Source organism: Staphylococcus sp. acrmy (assembly GCF_022690565.1).
In the GTDB taxonomy this organism is placed as follows: Bacteria; Bacillota; Bacilli; order Staphylococcales; family Staphylococcaceae; genus Staphylococcus; species Staphylococcus caledonicus.
In genome coordinates, this window is record NZ_JALCVE010000006.1 from 1 (window position 1) to 19,289 (window position 19,289).

Here is a 19,289-nt window from a genome sequence, read left to right on the forward strand (position 1 = left end):
ATTATGTACAAATTATTTCGGGCAAAGAAAAATGGTAACTTCTATCTTATTTAATAGAAATTACCATTTAGCTTATTTTTGTAATTTTAATTGCTTACTCTTTACTTAATTCAAACTTTTCATCACTTTTATCAGGATTTTGAAGAATTAATTTATCACCTTTGACTTTGTAGTCAAATTTTATATCTCCTTCTTCCATATTAAAAGTCATTGTTTTTTTACTTTTATCAACATGTCCTTTTACATTACCATCATTTTTTTCAACACCAAATATACCTCCATCATTTTCTAAATAATCCAAGTGCATTGTAGCGTCATTACTATCTTCGCTAACAGTTACACTCATCTCACTGTTGTTATATGTACCATCTAACTTGCTACCGCATGCTACTAAAATTAAAAGCGCTCCAATACATAATATAAAAATCTTTTTCATAATTTTACTCCTTTTGTTTTATCGTTCATAAATATTTATTAAAATTTTTAAAGAAGTTATTAATCTTAATTAACTTTATTTTTTATAACTTATTCGACGGTTAAGTACTAATAGGCTTCCCATTGCTAATAATACTGAAGCAACCATCACTCCTATATCAGTATTAGTTGATTCCTTTCCAGTCTCTGGTAATGATTGAGCTTCTAATTGTTGTTGAGAATTTGTATTTTCTTGAGCATTTGTGTTAGTTACATTTTCATCATTAGTATTATTATCTACAGTGTTGTTATTTTCCGTTTGTTGAGCAAATTCATACTTACCTACTTCATTGAATTCACCTTGATCTTGTTCTCCGTAAATACCACTGTTGTATTGAACTGTACCGTCTTTATAGACACGTGCACCGCCTACTCCCATGCCAGATTTATTAGTCGTCTGAATAAAATAATAATCGCCTTTATCATAAGTACCATAATAGTTTGTTAGCGTAGGTTCATTACCATAATCTGTAAAAACATCTTTGGCTACTTGAATCGCATTATTTTCATTTACATTAGTTTCTGTACCCATAGCTTTAGCTTGGTTCATGTTTATACCTGTAAATAATAATGTGCTAGCTAATGTTGTTGTTACCATAAGTTTTTTCATTTTCATAAAAAATACCTCCATATACATATTTAAGTTATTTAATATTTCGTACTTTGTATGATGTACAATTGAACTTTATCAAATAAATAAGACATTAAATGTCCGTTAAATTACTTTCTTATTAATCATATAAAGAACGTTTTAAATATATATGTTTAGTACTAAACAATCTGGATTATTTTGATTGTTGTTCGAGGGGCTGTTTTGTATTAGTTTTAAATAAGATAAAGAAAAAAAGGTGGAATTTAAATGAATCTAGATACTGAAGTTATTATCGTCGGTGGAGGTCCATCAGGTTTAATGGTAGGTAATGAATTAGCGCAATTTGGAGTAGATACGTTAATTCTTGAAAAGCGTAAAGAGCCTTCCCTTTCAAGAGCAGGGGTCATACAACCGAGAGTACTAGAGATATTTGATTCTAGAGGATTTGTGGAAACGTTTATCAATAGAGCACAAGAATTCAACCCACATCCAAAATCAAGTGGTGGCGTTTGGGCTGGTTTATCTGGGCTAGATTATTCTAAATTAGACAGTTCATTTCCGTATAAATTACTGTTAACTCAAGTTGAAACTGAAAAAATACTTGCAGAACGAGCAACACAATTAGGATCTAACTTTAAACGTAATATAGAAGTAACAGATGTTAGAGAACAAGAGGACTATGTTGAAGTAGATATATTAGATGAAAATAGTCATAACAAAACTTTAACTTGTAAATATGTAGTTGGAGCTGACGGTGGTAATAGTACGGTGAGAAAGTCATTAGGTATTCAATGGAATGGCTATGAACCTACACATTCTATCGTTAATTTAGAAGTTGAAATACCATTTCCGTGGTCAGAACGTCAGGCAAGAGTAACTGACAATGAACATGGTTGGTGTTTAGTCATTCCAATGGGTAAAAATCTCACACGTTTTACTGTTATTGATGCAGAAGATACGACTGAACTTCATAAAAATCAACCTGTTGATCTTGAAAAAGTTAAAACAAGTATTAAGAATATTTGGGATAGAGATTTCGACTTAGATAATGTTAAATCTTCACTAAGATTTAATGATGCAATGTATATGGCTGTAAAGATGCAAACAGAACGCGTCTTTTTAGTAGGAGAATCAGTTCGTATACACTACCCTGCTGCAGGCGTTGGAATGAATTTTTGTTTACAAGACGCTTTTAACTTAGGTTGGAAATTAGCTTATACCGTTAAGCGTGGTAAATCAAACGGCTTATTAGAAAGTTACGAAGATGAACGTAAACCGGCCGTTATTGCACATTTAGATGGCGTTAATCATCAGACGGCCATTCAATTAAACTTTTCAAAAGATATGATTTCATTTAAACGCTATTTTGAAACTTATTTTATTCCAATGGATGAAGTTAATAAACGACTTTCTAGTGAATTAGCTGGTCTAAATTTTTCTTATGGGGAAAATGAGGAAACACTCGTTGGCAAGCCGATGAGAAATTTAGACATTACCTCTAACAACGGAGAAAAATATACAATCTTTGAATTATTACGAGATCAGAAATTTTTACTTATTGATTTAACTAATACTGAAACTCCTGAAGTTCCAGAATCCGTGACAAATTATATTCACTGCATTTCTGGAAGTGTAACAGAACATGAAGATGTAAAAGGCATCTCTACACTTTTCATCAGACCTGATGGTCATGTAGCTTGGGCTAGTTCTGAGAAATTTAACGCTTCAGATTTTCAAAAAGAGCTTACTAAATGGTTTTAAAATTAATGATGCTATAAAAGACTATTAAAATGGAGGAATTATGTTTTGAATACCTTAGAATTAAATGGAGCGAATATTAATTATAATATTGAAGGCCATGGTCCCCTATTAATCTTAATCCCAGGGGCAAATGGTACGGGAGATATCTTCGAACCATTCGTTGAGCAATTAAAGCATCAATTTAGCGTAGTGACATACGATCGTCGTGGCTATGGTAAAAGTAATTTCACAGAGACTTTACCAGAACGTGCGAAGAATGCTTACGATGACTATAGAATTAAACGAGACGTAAAGGATATAGTCGAATTAGCTAAACATCTAACTGATGAATCAATATATGTTTTAGGTACTAGCTCTGGTGCTATCGTAGCGATGCACTTACTCAAAGACTACCCTGAAATAATTAATAAAATTGCCTTCCATGAACCACCGATTAACACTTTTTTACCTGACGCGACGTATTGGAAAGAGAAAAATGAAGATATTGTAGATGACATCTTTAATAAGGGACTTGAAGAAGGAATGAAGACCTTTTCCAAAAAGAATAATGCTTCTTCAGAAGATATGGAAACTGCATCTCAATTTAACGTTAAAGATAGCGAAGCTCAAAAGCAAAAATATGAACAAACATTATTTTGGGCAAAATATGAGATTAGACAATATACCCATTCCGATATTACACTTGAAGATTTAGCTAAAAACAAATCACTTATTACTTTATTAAGCGGAGCAGAATCTAAAGATACGTTTGTAGATAAAGTGAACAATTATATCGCTGAACAACTTAACATCAACGTGGTGCGTACACCTGGTGGTCATTTCGGTTATGTGCATTCGCCGAAAGAATTTAGTGAGACTTTAATCAATACGTGGAACTAAAATTTAATTATTTGTTTTAGGAAAAATGAAGACGACTATGACGTTAAAATATCACGTCATAGTCGTCTTTTTCAGTATATTTAATTACTAATCAAGTCATGAATCGTCTCATCATCTATATGAGTTATGTCGCTATTAGGGTTTGCTGTGTTGATAATTTTATTTTTGTGTTTAATTAAAAGATCTTGTACAAAATTTCTAGCCCATCGACCATTAGATTTTTTAGAATCCTCTACATTAGAATAGATGCTAATAACTTTTTCTCTTAATAATTGTTCGTTAAATGTCCATTCTTCTTTTTCGAGGGTTAAAATTACAATATCTGCGATTTGTTGTGGCGTATAATCTTCAAAATGTATTTCATAAGGAACTCGGGATTGAAGACCTTCATTCGCTTCAATAAAGCGTTTCATATCATCTTCATAACCTGCAAAAATTGCGATAAATTTCCCTCGATTATTTTCTAATTCGGTTATAAGCGTTTCAATCGCTTGCTCACCAAAATCATTTTCATTCGAGGATACTAATTGATAAGCTTCATCTATAAAGAGCACGCCTCCCATAGCATGTTCCACTGCTGTTTTAGTATTTTTCCCTGTATGACCGATATACTTACCAATTAATCTGCTTCTATCCGTTTCAACTAAGTGTCCTTTAGCCAGAATGCCTAGTTGACCAAATATTTGAGATACTAATCTCGCGACTGTAGTCTTACCTGTACCAGGTGAGCCAGTAAAAATCATATGGTAATTACTATTAGGAACAATTTGCCCTTTATCTTCAAGCATTTTATTAAATTTAACTTCGTTAATTATTGCGCTTACAGTTTCTTTTACGGAATTTAAACCTACTAAGTTATTTAATTCATCTATTAGTTTTTGTAAGGATTGATTTGAGTCGTTATCTTGGTTTAGGAATATTGCTAAGTCTTCGTGAGTAATTTCCATTAATGCATTTTCATCTTCATAATCTCCACTTTCAGCAATTCTTTGCATTTGTTGAGAGGTTAATTTTTCATTAAAATTCCTTACCCAACGGCCATTACTATTATCGAAGTTAAGATTATATTCGCTAGACATCGCTCTATAGTACTCGTTTAAATCGAAGTTGTATTCATTCTTATATAAAGATTTAACTCCAATTTCTTGTAATTGTGGTAAATTATAATCTTCGAAATCAAATGTATGAGGTATTCTAGAAGCTAATCCTGGATTTGAATTTTTAAACTCAATCATTTCATTAGTATAACCTGCAAATATAATCATAATTTCATTTCTATGATCTTCCATAAATTTTAGGATTACATTGATAGCTTCTTGGCCAACACCTCTATCTCCTTCGTTACCAACCAACGTATAAGCTTCATCAATGAACAAGACACCACCTAGGGCATCTTTTAAAATTTCTTCCGTTTGAATAGCTGTTTTACCAATAAATTCAGACACTAAATCTTGTCTACTTACCTCGATAAAAGAATCACTTTGGGTTACTCCCTCTTCATATAAAGCTCTTGCAACTAAACGAGCTACTGTAGTTTTTCCGGTTCCTGGATTACCGACAAATAATGAGTGCATCACTGGAGAATTTTGTTGTAGCCCTTTTTCTTCTTTAACTTTATTTATTTTAGCAATATTTATAAATTTCTTAATACCGTCTTTAACCGTGTCTAGACCAATGAGTTCATTTATTTCATCAATTGCTCTTGTAGCATTTTGAGTATTTTCTTTCTGAGTATTTGAGTTAGTTATTGATTCATTATTTATATAATATTCGTTGTCCTCAGTGGAGTAATCATTTTCAATATAGGATTCGGAAGTTTGATTATAAGATTCCGTTGTTTCAGTATAGTTGACTTCATCCGCGAGTGTTTCTCCTGTAGTTGAATGACTCATTTGTGTTGAATGTGGGGTTACAACGCTAAATCCTTCCCCAACTGCATCTGAAAAGTCATTTACATAAACTCTATAACCGTTAACATTATCAGTATTTATTCCGTTTAAAGATAAATATGAACCAGTAACTAACGCTTTAGAAGTACCTGATATAACATTTATTTCATTAATATATACTTGACTATCACTTAATACTTTAATATCACTTTCTGTTTTAGGATTATCAAAATATAATCCTGTGATTTGTGCCTCACTACTTTTTTGGACACTTAAATATCCTTTTAACATATTCTCTTTCATTTCTATATAAGAATTTTTATATGCTGTAACCGTATCTAATAGTGAATTAATTATTAAAGCTTTTGAATTAGAATTGATAAATATATCTGAACTCATTTCCGTAGAGTGAGGTTCTTTAAGAATCGTGACATTTTCAATTTTTATATTACTATATGCAGTAGCTATAATAGAATTTACTTGCCGATTTGTTTTTATAATAATATTTCTTAAAGTAACATTGCACCTTTCAAACCCTAAGCCATATTCTAAATAATCCCTAGCATCAATAGTTAAATTTTCGATAAGAATATTACTATCTTTACATTTTAGTCCTGTTTTCAAAACTACATCTTCTGGATTATTTTCCCCTCTCAATGTAACTCCTAAATTAGTTATACTTACACCATTTTCAAAGATATGAGGCTCATTTCCCATATTTTCAAATACTATTACACTATCATTTGGTATATTCGTTTCTTTTATTAAATGAGCAAAACTAATTCTTCTAAACCCTTTTCCTACGAGAATTGGTTTCTTCATCTTATACGACTCCTAACCTAATTTTTTTGCCAGTGCATATAAATAGATAATTGCTATAATACCTAAAAAGCATGAGAATCCCCATACAAAGTAATAGAACATATATTTAATTATTACTTTGATGACTAAAGATTTTATTCCCATTTCACTTAAATCTTTTACAAAACTTGAACTACTAATAAGTTTATTTAGTAAATGATCCACGACACACATTAAAAATGGGAATAATATAAGATTTAGTATAACCACGACCCCATATGCACTGAGTCCACCCATAAGTGAGAAAAAGGCAAAGAATATTAATGAAATTATGCCTCTTTGAATCCATTTGCCCGTCGAATCAAGTTTAAATATATTGAGAAAATTTTTCACAAATGAATTTGAACTCTTTTCTGAAGAGGCACCAAAGTTTTCCGTACCAAACTCTGTATTATTATCATTTGTGTGAGCACCAAATGATGAACTAGATTGATAGTCAGTATAGGACGCATTAGAATTAGCTCCAAACTTGTTAGCTAAATCTTCATTACTATTTTGAGTATGATGTCCATAGCTCTGATTTTGTTCTAAATTATCATTAGTTTCTTTTGAATCATCATGGAATTGATTATTTTGATTATTATCTGTTTTTGTGTAAGCTCCGAATTTTTGTGTAATCTCCGAATTTTTTTGTATCCATCTTAGCATCCATTCCTTAATTAAAGATTGTCAAATTCTTTCTTTTCTTTTTCTTTCTTTGTTTTATACTCATCTGTGTCTTCGTATTTCTTAATCTTGCCATCGGATGTGTCTTTATCAAGAACGATTTTAGTGTTTTTAGGGACCTCAGTAATCAACATATATGAATAGCTTAATTCCTTAGGCTCATTCGAATCATATGATCCTTCAGCTATACCAGCATATGTTTTACCATTTAATGTGAAGGGTTCTACAGAGAATTTTTTTTCTTAGGGAAAAATGTATCAGCAAGCATAGGTTGATAACTAGGTTTCCAAATATCCTTAAAATCAATATCAATGTCATCTTTTTGTTCACGCGTATACTTAACTATTTCATAATCCTCAGAATATAGTTTATTATTCTTAGTGTAGTAAATTTTCTTCAAACCTTTAGGACTATGAGGTATACCTATATTCTCTTTTTCAATTAAATTATCATTTTTCTCTTTAATATTTATTTTTAATAATTTTTCAAATTTTCTATGATTTTCACTTATACTATTTTTAGATAATTGATTAAATGTTGTTCCCTCAGGTAATTTATCATCTACCGAATCCGGACTAAACGTATATTCAAACCCTTTATTATCTTTAATATTAAATACTCTTTCAACTTCAAAATCATCTTTCATAATTCTTTTTGCTTCTTTTTTAAATTGCTCTTTAGTATATATATCATTGTTGTAATTTTTTTCGTTTAATTTATAAACTAGATGTTCTTTCCCATCATTAAATACATCACTAAAAGTTGTTTCTTTCATTTCTTGTTTATGAGATTCACTTTTATTATTTTCTTGTTTGCTAGTGCTTTCTGATTTATTCGTGTTATTGGTTTTATTGTTCTCATTTTCGTCTTTATGTGAAGAACATGCACTTAGAATTAGAGCAGAACTTAGAATTTCTATAGCTATTTTTTTCATATTTTCTTCCTAAAATATTTATTTTGAATGATTTATGTAGAGACTTTAATAATATTTTCGATATGTGAAATTTTGAATGATTTTAAAATTAATCGTATGTAAAAATAGTGAAGACGACTAGCGTGATTAGAGTACTATTAGAAGTCTCACCTGTTGTTGGTAATTCTTTAGCATTTGATTGTGTCATTTGGTTCATATTCTCTTCACTAGTTTTATGAGTCATTGTAGCGTTATCTGAAGTTTGTGAAGGTTGTTGGCTATCCTGTGTCATAGTTTGGTTATTATCCACAGTGTTATCTGTAGCTTGTGATGATTCGTTAGTATTGTTTTGATTTTCAGCAAATTGATATTGTCCGCTTACATTGAAATCGCCTTTATCAGAAGAGCCGAAATATCCCGATCCTACCTCGACAGTACCATCTTTATATACTCTTACTCCTCCTGAACCAACACCAGACTTATTATTAAAATCGACGAAGTAGTAATCTCCTTTATCTTTTGCACTATGAAAATCAATATTTTCTGGAGCACTGCCACCTTTTTTCATCACATCGGATGCAATATTCACAGCATTATTTGCATTGACTTCGCTTTCCGCCGCATGTGCATTTACCCCACTAAATAATAATGCACCTGCTAAAGTTGTTGCTCCTACAATTTTCGTTGCTTTCATCAAAACGCCTCCACTTAAGGTATATTTATATCTCTTCAAATCAAACATGTAATACACCTAAAATAATATCAAACGCCAAAGACACATCATGTCTATTTAGACGTAAATTATATAAATATTTTGCATAAATAATGTAAATGAAAGAAAAAGAAGACTACAACGTAGACGATACGTCGTAATCTTCTTAATAATTTTTAATTATTGATTATTTTTTGAAAAGCGTTTAAATGTTAATAAAGATCCAGCTGCTAGTAATACTGAGGCAACTAGTGTTACTAAAGTTCCGTTTGATGCTGTTTCACCAGTTTCCGGTAATACTTTGGCATCTGATTGTGTCATTTGATTTGTTTGTTGTTCATTAGCATTATGATTAGCTACTGCAGTATTATTCATAGCTTGTGTTTGTTGTTGGCCATCTTGTGTCATAGCTTGGTTATTAGCATTATTGTTTACTGTATTATCTGTAGCTTGAGTAGGTTGTTCATTATTTTGAGCCATACCTTGATTGTTAGAATTATTGTTTACTGTTTGGTTTGTAGCTTGTGATGATTGAGTAGCGTTATTATTTGCTTGAGTTTGATTACCATTCAAATAATCTTTACCTTCTTGAGGAACTTTTATATCTACCCAGTTACTATTTTTAGCATAATCTAAATTATGTTTTTACATATTCTGCATAACTCTTATCATAACTATTGATTGAAGTAGGTCCGCCACCTTCTCCTCCATGATTTGGATTTGCAAGTCGACCTTTTAGCATTTCATCATGTTTCTTTTGCCATTTTTCAGGAGTAGCTAAAGTAAGTGTTTCTTTATCTTGTGAATCTGCATGTGCTTCATTAAAATGAGTCGCACCAAAGCCTGTAAATAATAATGTGCCTGCTAAAGTTGTAGATCCTATGATTTTTGTTGTTTTCATAAAAACGCCTCCAATTAAATTAGTATTCACCTATTTGAATATAAAAAGTAATCTTGATGTACGCTTTAATAGTACCAAACAAGCGTGACACATCATGTCTATTTACATAAAATAATTAACTTATTTTAGTTTTTAAACATAAAAAAATTCCCTAACCTCGTAAAAGATAGGGAAATTAATAATTTTAATCGATTTAGTTTTTATAAAAAACTTACTCTAGCTACGTTCAAATTTTAAACTATTCTCAACCGCTTCGCTTTTATTAAATAACAAGATAAATATCCATATTAGTGCCAATATATCTATTATTGAAAAGAAAGTATTAGTTAAACTAATGTTTTGATAAATACTAGATATTATGGCGATGATAACAAGTGGTATAATCACCACTTTGATTACATTAACAATCATTGATAAAACCTTATTTCTACTACTTTTCAAAAATGATGATGAAGCATATATCCATATTAAAAGACATATACTACACGTTATGTATGTACTGAATGAAATACCACCGTCTTTAATCACCCAGTTAAATAAATTTACAGCAAAATCATGACTATAATGTATGTTATTATTTTTTACACTATTAATAGTATATTCAGCAGTAATGCCTTGCACTATTAAAGACATTCCATTTATCAAAAAGTATACTAATCCAAATACTAACATTATGATAGTATTACTGTTTATGTATCCAATTTTAGATTTAAATTTAATAAAGACATATATAGGTATAATCAACCCCAACAAATAACTTATACCTTTAGTTACGTGGTCAAGCCATAGTACCCTTTTAAATGTGAATAGTAAATTAACGCATCAAAAGTTGAACTCACATTTTTAGTTGGTGGATATAGTATACCTTGAATAACAATACTCATTAATAGTCAAAATAATATCAATACAAAAATTGAAATATATGTAACCTTTGCGTATTTCTCTAACTCTCGCAAATCCTCACCTTCTTTCTAATTTAGTTGTTGTTATATAGATATTTATTCATATAAAAAGAAGACTTCTAACGTGAGAAATCTTCTTTGATTAAACTTAGTCATTCAATCCATCTTGAATAAGACGAAGTTCTTTTTGTAATTGAGCTGTACGTGTTTCAATTTCTTTTGTTAAGAAATCGATTTTTTCATTACGTTTTAATTCTTTTGGAATATCTGATGGATAGATAGGTTTACCAAATTTAATTAAAGCTTGGCCTGTGATTAAGCCTTGTAATTTTTTTGGACCTACGTATGCTGCTGGTAAAATAGGTGCTTTACCAAGTAATGCGATAGTTGAGGCACCACGTTTTAAAGGTGCACCTTCAACAGATGTACGATGTCCTGCTGGGAAAATCCCTACAGTTTTATTTTCTCTTAATAAATTCACTGGGCGTTTTAACGTACTTGGTCCAGGATTTTCACGGTTTACTGGAAATGCATTTAAAGACGTTAAGAATTTACCGAACCATTTGTTATTAAATAATTCTTTTTTCGCCATATAATGAATTTCATTTGGGTAAAGTGCGACACCTAACATAATAACCTCGTTATAGCTTTCATGAGTACATGTTACTACATACTTATTATCTTTAGGTATGTTCTCTTTACCTAATACATATAAAGATTTAGCCATTTTCACTAAAATAATATCTAAAAATCCACTTACTAATTTATACATTTTCTGCCACCTGCTTCTTGTTTTCTACGCTTTCTTGATTTTATCACTATCCACATTTTTGAACAAGATTTCACAAAGATACATCTAAAGTCTGATAGTACTTTACTAGCAAATTTTCCAAAAAATATTCATAATTAAGGTAATAATTTATTTAATAATGGAGGTTTAAAATGTCTGACTACAATCAAGATAATCAATCAGCACATTTCAATTACCAACAATCTCAACCAAGGAAACCTAAATTCCCATGGTTTAAAACTATCTTGGTCGCTCTAATTGCAGGTATTATAGGCGCATTATTAGTGTTAGGTGCAAGTAAAATGTTGGGAATGTTTGGCTTAAATGATAATGGCTCACAAGTTCAAGAAGCGACTAATAGTAAAGGTGGCAACGTGCTTGATGGTAAAAGTGAGAAATATAAATCCGTCAATGCGATGATTAAAGACGTATCCCCTGCTATTGTAGGCGTGATTAATATGCAAAAAGCTACTAGCTTCAATGACTTATTACAAGGTAAATCTTCTTCTAAAGCTGAACAAGCTGGGGTTGGATCTGGTGTGATTTATCAAAAGAATGATGATTCAGCTTATATCGTAACTAATAATCACGTAATTAGTGGTGCTTCAGAAATCAAAGTTCAATTACATAGTGGTAAGCAAGTCAAAGCTAAGCTCATTGGTAAAGATGCGGTATCTGATATTGCTGTATTAAAAATTGATAATACTAAAGGAATCAAAGCGATTAAATTTGCCAATTCTTCAAAAGTTCAAACCGGCGATAGCGTATTTGCGATGGGTAACCCACTCGGCCTAGAGTTTGCGAATTCAGTTACTTCTGGTATTATTTCCGCAAATGAACGTACGATTGAGTCTAATACAACTTCAGGTGGTACGAAAGTCAATGTGCTACAAACGGATGCTGCTATTAATCCAGGTAACTCTGGTGGTGCACTGATTGATATTAACGGTAACCTAGTCGGTATCAACTCGATGAAAATTGCTGCCGAACAGGTGGAAGGTATCGGTTTTGCAATTCCAAGTAATGAAGTTAAAGTTACCATAGAACAGTTAGTGAAAAACGGTAAAATCGAACGTGCATCAATTGGTATCGGCTTGCTAAACTTAAGTGATATTCCAAATTCATATAAGAAAGAACTCAACACTGATCGTGAAACTGGCGTTTACGTTGGAAAAGTTGATAGCTCAAGCGATTTAAAAGTTGGCGATATCATCACTAAAATTGACGGTGAAAAAGTTGAAGAAGATACTGATTTAAGAACTTATTTATATCAAAATAAAAAACCAGGCGAAACTGCTAAATTAACAGTGGAACGTGACGGTAAAACAAAAGAAGTTACAGTTAATTTGAAAAATCAAAAATCCACTTCTATAAATTCAGAGTCATCATCCAACTCAGAATTTGGTAGTAATGGTAGTAGTCAATTTATACAATAATACCAATACAGAAAATGCACATCTAGCTATATTTCATAGCCTGATGTGCATTTTTATTATTTTGCTAAATCTTTTCTTTTATGAGTAAGAAAGAGTGATGGAATCACAATAATGATTAATGCGATAACCGACACTAAGAACCCTGCATGGTATGCCGTAAGATTATTTTCAACTGAAGAATCTAACTGATGAACTACCATTACTAAGATTGTAGCAATAAATGCAGTACCGAAACTTGAACCAATATTTTCAATCATATTTACCCCTACACCCGCTTCGGCAATTTCATTATCATCAAGTCCCATATACGCATCGGTAGTTAATCCTAGATTAATGCCTCCTACGCTACATCCACGTATAAATAGAATAAGCGCCAACCAAAGTATACTGGTATGTTGAGTAATCAATAGTAAAGGGATTGAACCAAACATTGCGATAACTAAGCTAATGATAACAACCCATTTAGCGCCATATTTGTCGATAGCTTTACCTATATAAGGACGTGTAAGAAGCATACCAAGTCCTTGAGGGATAAGTGCCAACGTAGCGCCAATTGCTGTATAGTGCTTAAAGGTTTGAAAATATAAAGGTATGATAACCATAGGTCCCATAATACCTACATTAAACAGAAACAAACCGATAAATGAAGCGGTATAATTTCTTTTCTTAAATAAAGATAATGGTAAGATAGTGTCATTCTTAACGATTATAAAGATAATAAATAATCACTAAACCGAGACCTACGCTTACATAAATGATAGTTTCAGTATTTAGAAAATGATGATAATCGGTAGCTTTAGTCAACCCATAAATAAAAACCAAACTTATCAACGCGAGAACTACGACACCTATTACATCGAGTGATTTGTCCTTATTAAGTGGCTTAAAATTGGGTAGAAATTTAATTTGTAGCATGATGGCTATAACCACAACTACTATATTAATAAAGAACATCCAACGCCATGTAGCATAATGAATAATAAAACCGCCAATGACTGGGCCGAGTATAGGGCCTAATATCATAGGTGTACTCACAATTGCCATGACCTTCCCAATATGTTCTTGTCCTGTCGTTTTAATTAACAGACTAAACATAACGGTAGTTATAATGCCCCCACTTAATCCTTGAATAACTCGAAATAATATAAATGTTTCAATATTCCAACTTACACCTACAAATAATGAAGCTACGCCGAACAATATAGAGGCACTAATAAAAACTTGTTTACCATTAAAATGATTAATTAACCATCCAGCAACTGGAATTATCATTGCTAAGGCAAGTACATAACCTGTAATCCCCCATTGAACACTATCTAACGTTGTCCCAAAGGTTTGATTAAGTTGTTTAATTGCTATATTGATCATTGTAGAATCAAGCATTGGTGCTATAGCTCCAAGCGCAATAGCCCATGCAGCCGTCATAGTTGATTTTGAAAGTTGAGTATTATCTGTATCTGTCAAAATCTTACTCCTTAATATTGTTTCTTCGTCAACAAAATATACCCTCATTTTGTTTCCTTGTCAACAATAATAAGTTATAAAAAATTCCCAACTATAATTTAATTGGGAATTTTAGTACTCTAGAATGACAATTCACACATGTTCAAGCCTTTATGGAATACGTTGTTCAACTTGAATTTGATAATCTAAGTGGTGATTATATCTATTAATAAAAGCCATCATATTATCAAATTCCTCATCAGTCATACTATCAAAAACTTCTTGATCCCGTTGTTGAAATTGTTGATGTAATCGTGAATGCGTTTGATAAACTTCTTTACCTTTATTAGTCAATTTAAAGTAAATCTCTTTTTTATTTTCTTCACTTTTAAAACTTTCCACGAGTTCTTTTTGCTGGAGGCGTTTAGTCAACTTACTAATAGCACCACGTGTCATATAAAGTGTATCTGCTAAATAACGTACATTAGGCTGATGGTATTCAGCAATTGCTTCAATACAATGGACTTCGCTTGGTTTATAACCTTGTAGCGCTTCTTCCATTTTATCCTTATTAAGCCATCCAATCTTATTAAATAAATCTCTAAAACTACTCATAAGTATTTCTTCTTTATTTTTAGCCATCTTATCACTCTTTTAATTATGAAAATTAATTCTATTATAGCCTACATTCATCATACGTTTTGATTTGTTATAAGTTAATTTATATAAGAATTATTTGTAGTTAACCATAAAGTATTTTTTCTTACCGCGACGGATGATTGTAAATTCATTGTCAATTTTATCAGCGTCACTTAGTTCATAATCTACTGACTGTTGGCGTTCGCCATTAATATAAATCGCACCATTATTAACATCTTCACGAGCTTGACGTTTTGATGATGAAATACCTGTTTCAATTAAGGCTTCAATAATATTTGTTGTTTCAGATGATAATTCGACTTGAGGTACATCTTTAAAGCCTTCTTTTAGTTCTTGTGCAGATAATGATTTTAAATCACCACTGAATAATGCTTGAGAAATACGAATAGCATCGTTTAAAGCATCTTTACCATGGATAAATTCAGTGACATTTTCAGCTAAGGCTTTTTGAGCTTCACGTAAGTGAGGTTGTCCCTCTTTTGATTGTTCTAAACGATCAATTTCTTCTTTATCTAAGAAAGTAAAGTATTTTAAGAACTTAATTACATCTTCATCAGATTGGTTAATCCAGAATTGATAAAATTCATATGGACTAGTTTTTTCAGCATCTAACCATACTGCACCAGATTCTGATTTACCAAACTTTTTACCGTCTGACTTAGTGACTAATGGAATAGTTAAACCGTAAGCTTCAGTTTGACCGTACATACGACGCATTAATTCAATACCACTCGTAATATTACCCCATTGGTCAGAACCACCTACTTGCATCTTACAATTTAATTCACGGTTTAAGTGACCGAAGTCAATCGCTTGTAAGATTGTGTAAGTAAATTCTGTATAAGAGATACCGTTTTCTAAGCGTGATTGGATTGAATCTTTACCTAACATGTAATTGACGCCGACATGTTTACCATAATCACGTAGGAAGCTAATTAAAGAAATTTGGCTTAGCCAATCTCTATTGTTAACTAATACTGCGCCTTTATCAGTCCCAAATTCAAATAATTTATGCATTTGTGCACTGATACCTTGTACATTTGCTTCAACTTGTTCTTCAGTTTGTAATACACGTTCTTCAGATTTACCTGAAGGGTCACCAATCATGCCAGTGCCTCCACCAATAAGAACGATTGGACGATGACCATGTTCTTGGAAACGACGCAATGTCATAAATGGTAATAAGTGACCAATATGTAAACTGTCAGCCGTTGGGTCAGCGCCACAGTATAAAGAGATTTGTTCTTTATTTAATAATTCTTCGATACCTTGCTCATCAGTTTGTTGGTAAATTAACCCTCTCCATTTTAATTCATCTAATAATGCATTTGCCATAATCAATTCCTCCTGTGTAATTTATAAGATAGTTAATATATTAATTTTCAGAAAATAAAAAACACCCTTACATCGCTAATCAATGTAAGGGCGCTTGTGCACGTTACCACCATACTTAAACAACTACTCAATTCATCATAGTTATTCGCTCTCTTAATGATACGTTCATTAATTAAACGTAGGATAAATACTATTGAGGTGTATTCATATAAAAGCAATTGTTAGTTTACAACCACCACTAACTCTCTATAAATCACAGATATACTACTTCTCCTCTTATCCAATATATATTGAATTGGTATTAATTATAAGTAACACTTCATTAAAAGTCAACTTACCGAATATGATATACTATATTTAAATTTCAGGAGGATTAAGATGAACGACAAACTAACCAATTATAAATCAGATAACAAATTAAATCGTTTTGAAAAAGTCTACAAACGAATCAAGTATATTCTTGTGGGCTTATTTGGCGTTGGCTTATTTATTACACTGATTGCCTTTGTAGCATCGGTCGTTTATTTTCATTCCTTAACGCAACAAGCTTCTCAACTATCTGATAGTGAATTGAAGGAAAGGGTCTTACACTTTGCAGGTGATAATGTATTAAATCACGATAGCAAGAATGTCTTACAAGAGTATGATCAATCTGAAAACTCTTTAATTGTAGGCCCTCACCACGTTAGTCCTAATGTTATAAAAGCGCTCACTTCATCTGAAGATACATTATTCTTCAAACATAATGGTGTTCTTCCAAAGGCGTTAGTTCGCGCTATGGTTCAAGATGTGTTCAATTTAGACCAAAGTACCGGCGGCAGTACCATTACGCAACAATTAGTGAAAAACCAAGTTTTATCTAGTAAAAAGACTTATAGTCGTAAAGCAAACGAACTTATACTCGCTATGCGTCTTGAAAACTTATTATCAAAAGATGAAATTATTTATACATATTTAAATATCGTTCCTTTTGGCCGTGATTATAATGGAAACAATATTACTGGAATAGCGTCTGCTTCTTACAGTTTATTTGGTATGCCACCTTCTCAATTAAATGTGGCTCAGTCGGCCTATCTTGTTGGATTATTGCAAAGTCCTTATATGTATACACCATATGATATGGATGGTAGTTTAAAATCTTCTAGTGAAGTTCAATTAAGTATTTATCGTCAACATTATGTATTAAAGAGAATGTTAATTGAAGAAGTTATTAGTAAAAAAGAATATGAACAAGCTAAGCAATTTAATATTTATAAGCATTTACTTACTAATCCAAATTTAAAGGGTCATGCTAAACAATCAGCATAAAATGTGGTGATATATCTCTGGACTTTTTTCAAAATAAAAAAAGTAGTAGAGCTTATCACCCTACTACTCTTATAACATATCCTAATTAGAATAAACCTACAGCGTGGCCGTCATCTGTAACGTCCATGTTTAATGCTGCTGGTTTTTTAGGTAAACCAGGCATAGTCATGATTGCACCTGTTAACGCTACGATGAAACCTGCACCTGTTTTAGCTTCTAATTCTCTAATAGTGATATCGAAACCACTTGGTGCACCTAATGCTGTGGCATCATCACTAAATGAATATTGTGTTTTTGCCATACAGATTGGATATTTGCCCCAACCGTTATCAGTGAATTCTTTAAGTTGTCTTTTAGCTTTTTTACTGAAAGTAACTGATGAACCACCATAGATATCTTTAACGATTGTTTCGATTTTTTCTTCTAATGATTGATCTAAATCATATAAGAATTTGAAGTCGTTTGGTTGTTCGATAACTTCAAGTACTTGGTTAGCAAGGTCTACGCCACCTTTACCACCTTTTTCCCAAACTTCAGTTAAAGCGATACGTACATTATTTTCTTTAGCCCAAGCTTTAACCGCTTCAGTTTCAGCGTCTGTATCGTGAATAAACGCATTTAAAGCGATAACTGGTTCAACGCCGAATTTACGGATATTGTTAACGTGACGTTCTAAGTTCACAATACCTGCTTTAACTGCTTCAACGTTTTCTTCTTTTAAGTCATCTTTAGCTACGCCACCATGCATTTTAAGGGCACGAACTGTTGCGACTAAAACGACTGCTGATGGTTCAAAGCCTGCTTCACGTGCTTTAATATCGATGAATTTTTCAGCACCTAAGTCTGAACCAAATCCTGCTTCTGTAACTACGATATCTGATAAATCACGAGCAGTTTCAGTTGCTAAGATTGAGTTACAACCATGTGCAATGTTAGCGAATGGTCCACCATGAACTAATGCTGGTGTGCCTTCGATTGTTTGTACTAAGTTAGGTTTAATAGCATCTTTTAAGATCATTGCTAAAGCACCTTCAACTTTAAGGTCAGCAACTGTAACTGGTTTACGATCACGTGTATAACCAATTGTAATACGGCTGATTTTATCTTTTAAGTCGTTAATATTACGTGCTAAACATAAGATAGCCATAATTTCTGATGCAACAGTGATGTTAAATCCGTCTTCACGTGGTACACCGTTTGTTGGTCCACCTAGACCTACTGTAACGTGACGTAAAGCACGGTCATTCATATCTAATACACGTTTCCATTCGATACGACGAACATCGATACCTAGGTCATTACCTTGGTGGATGTGGTTGTCAACGAATGCTGATAACGCATTGTTTGCTGTTGTAATGGCATGGAAGTCACCGTTAAAGTGTAAATTAATATCTTCCATAGGTAACACTTGTGCGTAACCGCCACCTGTAGCGCCACCTTTAATACCGAAAGTTGGTCCTAACGCTGGTTCACGTAAAGCAACCATAACGTTTTTATTTAATTCATTAAATGCATCAGCTAAACCTACTGTTACTGTTGATTTACCTTCTCCGGCTGGAGTTGGGCTCATTGCAGTGACTAATACAACTTTCCCTTTGTTTTCTTTAGGTTTAACTTGATTAATATCAATCTTCGCTTTGTAATGTCCATATTGTTCAAGTGCTTCTTCTGGAATTCCAGCGTTTTTAGCAATTTCTCCAATAGGTTTTAGTTCTGATTGATTAGCAATATCTAAATCTGATAAATGTGCCAACTTATTTCAACCCC

The 19,289-nt window shown here is 32.2% G+C and carries 18 protein-coding genes and 1 pseudogene; 4 read left to right on the plus strand and 15 right to left on the minus strand.

All coding sequences use genetic code 11. The features are described from left to right. Positions 1–94: 94 nt before the first annotated feature. Both FH144_RS07405 and FH144_RS07410 read right to left on the minus strand, forming a co-directional pair. Positions 95–436: a hypothetical protein gene (locus FH144_RS07405; protein ID WP_198611586.1), complete on the minus strand. Its 342-nt coding sequence runs from the start codon at positions 434–436 to the stop codon at positions 95–97. A 75-nt stretch (positions 437–511) separates the two neighbouring features. Then, positions 512–1,090: an LPXTG cell wall anchor domain-containing protein gene (locus tag FH144_RS07410; protein WP_242314750.1), complete on the minus strand. Its 579-nt coding sequence runs from the start codon at positions 1,088–1,090 to the stop codon at positions 512–514. Between the two features lie 243 nt (positions 1,091–1,333). On the opposite strand from FH144_RS07410, the gene FH144_RS07415 reads away from it, so the two are divergent. Together FH144_RS07415 and FH144_RS07420 are read left to right on the plus strand one after the other, a co-directional pair. Then, entirely contained in the window at positions 1,334–2,827 is a 1,494-nt protein-coding gene (locus FH144_RS07415; protein WP_242314752.1) for an FAD-dependent monooxygenase, read from the plus strand. Positions 2,828–2,872: 45 nt separating this feature from the next. Then, a complete protein-coding gene (locus FH144_RS07420; protein WP_242314754.1) occupies positions 2,873–3,706 on the plus strand; it encodes an alpha/beta fold hydrolase in 834 nt (277 codons plus the stop codon). Between the two features lie 80 nt (positions 3,707–3,786). Here the strand turns inward: FH144_RS07420 and FH144_RS07425 are convergent, their stop codons facing one another. From FH144_RS07425 to FH144_RS07465, 9 genes are all read right to left on the minus strand, one after another. After that, the gene (locus FH144_RS07425; protein ID WP_242314756.1) at positions 3,787–6,417 is read right to left on the minus strand and encodes an AAA family ATPase; all 2,631 of its coding nucleotides are present in this window, start codon (positions 6,415–6,417) and stop codon (positions 3,787–3,789) included. Positions 6,418–6,429: 12 nt separating this feature from the next. Next, positions 6,430–7,104 (minus strand): hypothetical protein, encoded by a 675-nt coding sequence (locus FH144_RS07430; RefSeq protein ID WP_242314758.1) that lies wholly within the window; start codon positions 7,102–7,104, stop codon positions 6,430–6,432. A gap of 11 nt (positions 7,105–7,115) precedes the next feature. Beyond that, positions 7,116–7,256 (minus strand): hypothetical protein, encoded by a 141-nt coding sequence (locus tag FH144_RS07435; protein WP_242314759.1) that lies wholly within the window; start codon positions 7,254–7,256, stop codon positions 7,116–7,118. An 89-nt stretch (positions 7,257–7,345) separates the two neighbouring features. Further along, positions 7,346–8,056: a hypothetical protein gene (locus FH144_RS07440; RefSeq protein WP_242314760.1), complete on the minus strand. Its 711-nt coding sequence runs from the start codon at positions 8,054–8,056 to the stop codon at positions 7,346–7,348. An 88-nt stretch (positions 8,057–8,144) separates the two neighbouring features. Next, complete coding sequence (locus tag FH144_RS07445; protein WP_242314762.1) at positions 8,145–8,729, minus strand: cell wall protein; 585 nt, start codon at positions 8,727–8,729, stop codon at positions 8,145–8,147. A gap of 198 nt (positions 8,730–8,927) precedes the next feature. Further along, complete coding sequence (locus FH144_RS07450; RefSeq protein WP_242314764.1) at positions 8,928–9,320, minus strand: LPXTG cell wall anchor domain-containing protein; 393 nt, start codon at positions 9,318–9,320, stop codon at positions 8,928–8,930. 64 nt (positions 9,321–9,384) lie between these two features. Further along, positions 9,385–9,648 (minus strand): hypothetical protein, encoded by a 264-nt coding sequence (locus FH144_RS07455; RefSeq protein WP_242314766.1) that lies wholly within the window; start codon positions 9,646–9,648, stop codon positions 9,385–9,387. A 216-nt stretch (positions 9,649–9,864) separates the two neighbouring features. Beyond that, on the minus strand, positions 9,865–10,320 hold the full coding sequence (locus FH144_RS07460; RefSeq protein ID WP_242314767.1) for a hypothetical protein: 456 nt from the start codon (positions 10,318–10,320) through the stop codon (positions 9,865–9,867). Between the two features lie 378 nt (positions 10,321–10,698). After that, on the minus strand, positions 10,699–11,322 hold the full coding sequence (locus FH144_RS07465; RefSeq protein ID WP_242314769.1) for a lysophospholipid acyltransferase family protein: 624 nt from the start codon (positions 11,320–11,322) through the stop codon (positions 10,699–10,701). Positions 11,323–11,492: 170 nt separating this feature from the next. On the opposite strand from FH144_RS07465, the gene FH144_RS07470 reads away from it, so the two are divergent. Next, on the plus strand, positions 11,493–12,776 hold the full coding sequence (locus FH144_RS07470; RefSeq protein ID WP_242314771.1) for a S1C family serine protease: 1,284 nt from the start codon (positions 11,493–11,495) through the stop codon (positions 12,774–12,776). A 56-nt stretch (positions 12,777–12,832) separates the two neighbouring features. Here the strand turns inward: FH144_RS07470 and FH144_RS07475 are convergent. The 3 genes and pseudogenes from FH144_RS07475 to tyrS all read right to left on the minus strand — a co-directional run bounded on the left by FH144_RS07475 (position 12,833) and on the right by tyrS (position 16,214). Beyond that, positions 12,833–14,201, minus strand: a pseudogene (locus FH144_RS07475) (MDR family MFS transporter). A 189-nt stretch (positions 14,202–14,390) separates the two neighbouring features. Next, entirely contained in the window at positions 14,391–14,861 is a 471-nt protein-coding gene (locus tag FH144_RS07480) for a MarR family transcriptional regulator (protein WP_242314773.1), read from the minus strand. 90 nt (positions 14,862–14,951) lie between these two features. Then, complete coding sequence (gene tyrS / locus FH144_RS07485; protein WP_242314775.1) at positions 14,952–16,214, minus strand: tyrosine--tRNA ligase; 1,263 nt, start codon at positions 16,212–16,214, stop codon at positions 14,952–14,954. A gap of 378 nt (positions 16,215–16,592) precedes the next feature. Here tyrS and FH144_RS07490 point away from each other — a divergent pair, with 378 nt between their 5' ends. Continuing rightward, complete coding sequence (locus tag FH144_RS07490) at positions 16,593–17,522, plus strand: transglycosylase domain-containing protein (RefSeq protein WP_242314777.1); 930 nt, start codon at positions 16,593–16,595, stop codon at positions 17,520–17,522. Between the two features lie 85 nt (positions 17,523–17,607). Here the strand turns inward: FH144_RS07490 and FH144_RS07495 are convergent, their stop codons facing one another. Next, positions 17,608–19,275 (minus strand): formate--tetrahydrofolate ligase, encoded by a 1,668-nt coding sequence (locus FH144_RS07495; protein WP_107507548.1) that lies wholly within the window; start codon positions 19,273–19,275, stop codon positions 17,608–17,610. Positions 19,276–19,289 lie beyond the last annotated feature (14 nt).

Coding starts and splice junctions, on each gene's coding strand:
- FH144_RS07445 (WP_242314762.1), bottom strand. CDS start 8,729: ATGAAAGCAACGAAAATTGTAGGAGCAACAACTTTAGCAGGTGCATTA.
- FH144_RS07460 (WP_242314767.1), bottom strand. CDS start 10,320: ATGTTAGTATTTGGATTAGTATACTTTTTGATAAATGGAATGTCTTTA.
- FH144_RS07470 (WP_242314771.1), top strand. CDS start 11,493: ATGTCTGACTACAATCAAGATAATCAATCAGCACATTTCAATTACCAA.
- FH144_RS07410 (WP_242314750.1), bottom strand. CDS start 1,090: ATGAAAATGAAAAAACTTATGGTAACAACAACATTAGCTAGCACATTA.
- FH144_RS07465 (WP_242314769.1), bottom strand. CDS start 11,322: ATGTATAAATTAGTAAGTGGATTTTTAGATATTATTTTAGTGAAAATG.
- FH144_RS07425 (WP_242314756.1), bottom strand. CDS start 6,417: ATGAAGAAACCAATTCTCGTAGGAAAAGGGTTTAGAAGAATTAGTTTT.
- FH144_RS07480 (WP_242314773.1), bottom strand. CDS start 14,861: ATGGCTAAAAATAAAGAAGAAATACTTATGAGTAGTTTTAGAGATTTA.
- FH144_RS07440 (WP_242314760.1), bottom strand. CDS start 8,056: ATGAAAAAAATAGCTATAGAAATTCTAAGTTCTGCTCTAATTCTAAGT.
- FH144_RS07490 (WP_242314777.1), top strand. CDS start 16,593: ATGAACGACAAACTAACCAATTATAAATCAGATAACAAATTAAATCGT.
- FH144_RS07405 (WP_198611586.1), bottom strand. CDS start 436: ATGAAAAAGATTTTTATATTATGTATTGGAGCGCTTTTAATTTTAGTA.
- FH144_RS07455 (WP_242314766.1), bottom strand. CDS start 9,648: ATGAAAACAACAAAAATCATAGGATCTACAACTTTAGCAGGCACATTA.
- FH144_RS07435 (WP_242314759.1), bottom strand. CDS start 7,256: ATGTTGATTACTGAGGTCCCTAAAAACACTAAAATCGTTCTTGATAAA.
- FH144_RS07415 (WP_242314752.1), top strand. CDS start 1,334: ATGAATCTAGATACTGAAGTTATTATCGTCGGTGGAGGTCCATCAGGT.
- FH144_RS07430 (WP_242314758.1), bottom strand. CDS start 7,104: ATGCTAAGATGGATACAAAAAAATTCGGAGATTACACAAAAATTCGGA.
- tyrS (WP_242314775.1), bottom strand. CDS start 16,214: ATGGCAAATGCATTATTAGATGAATTAAAATGGAGAGGGTTAATTTAC.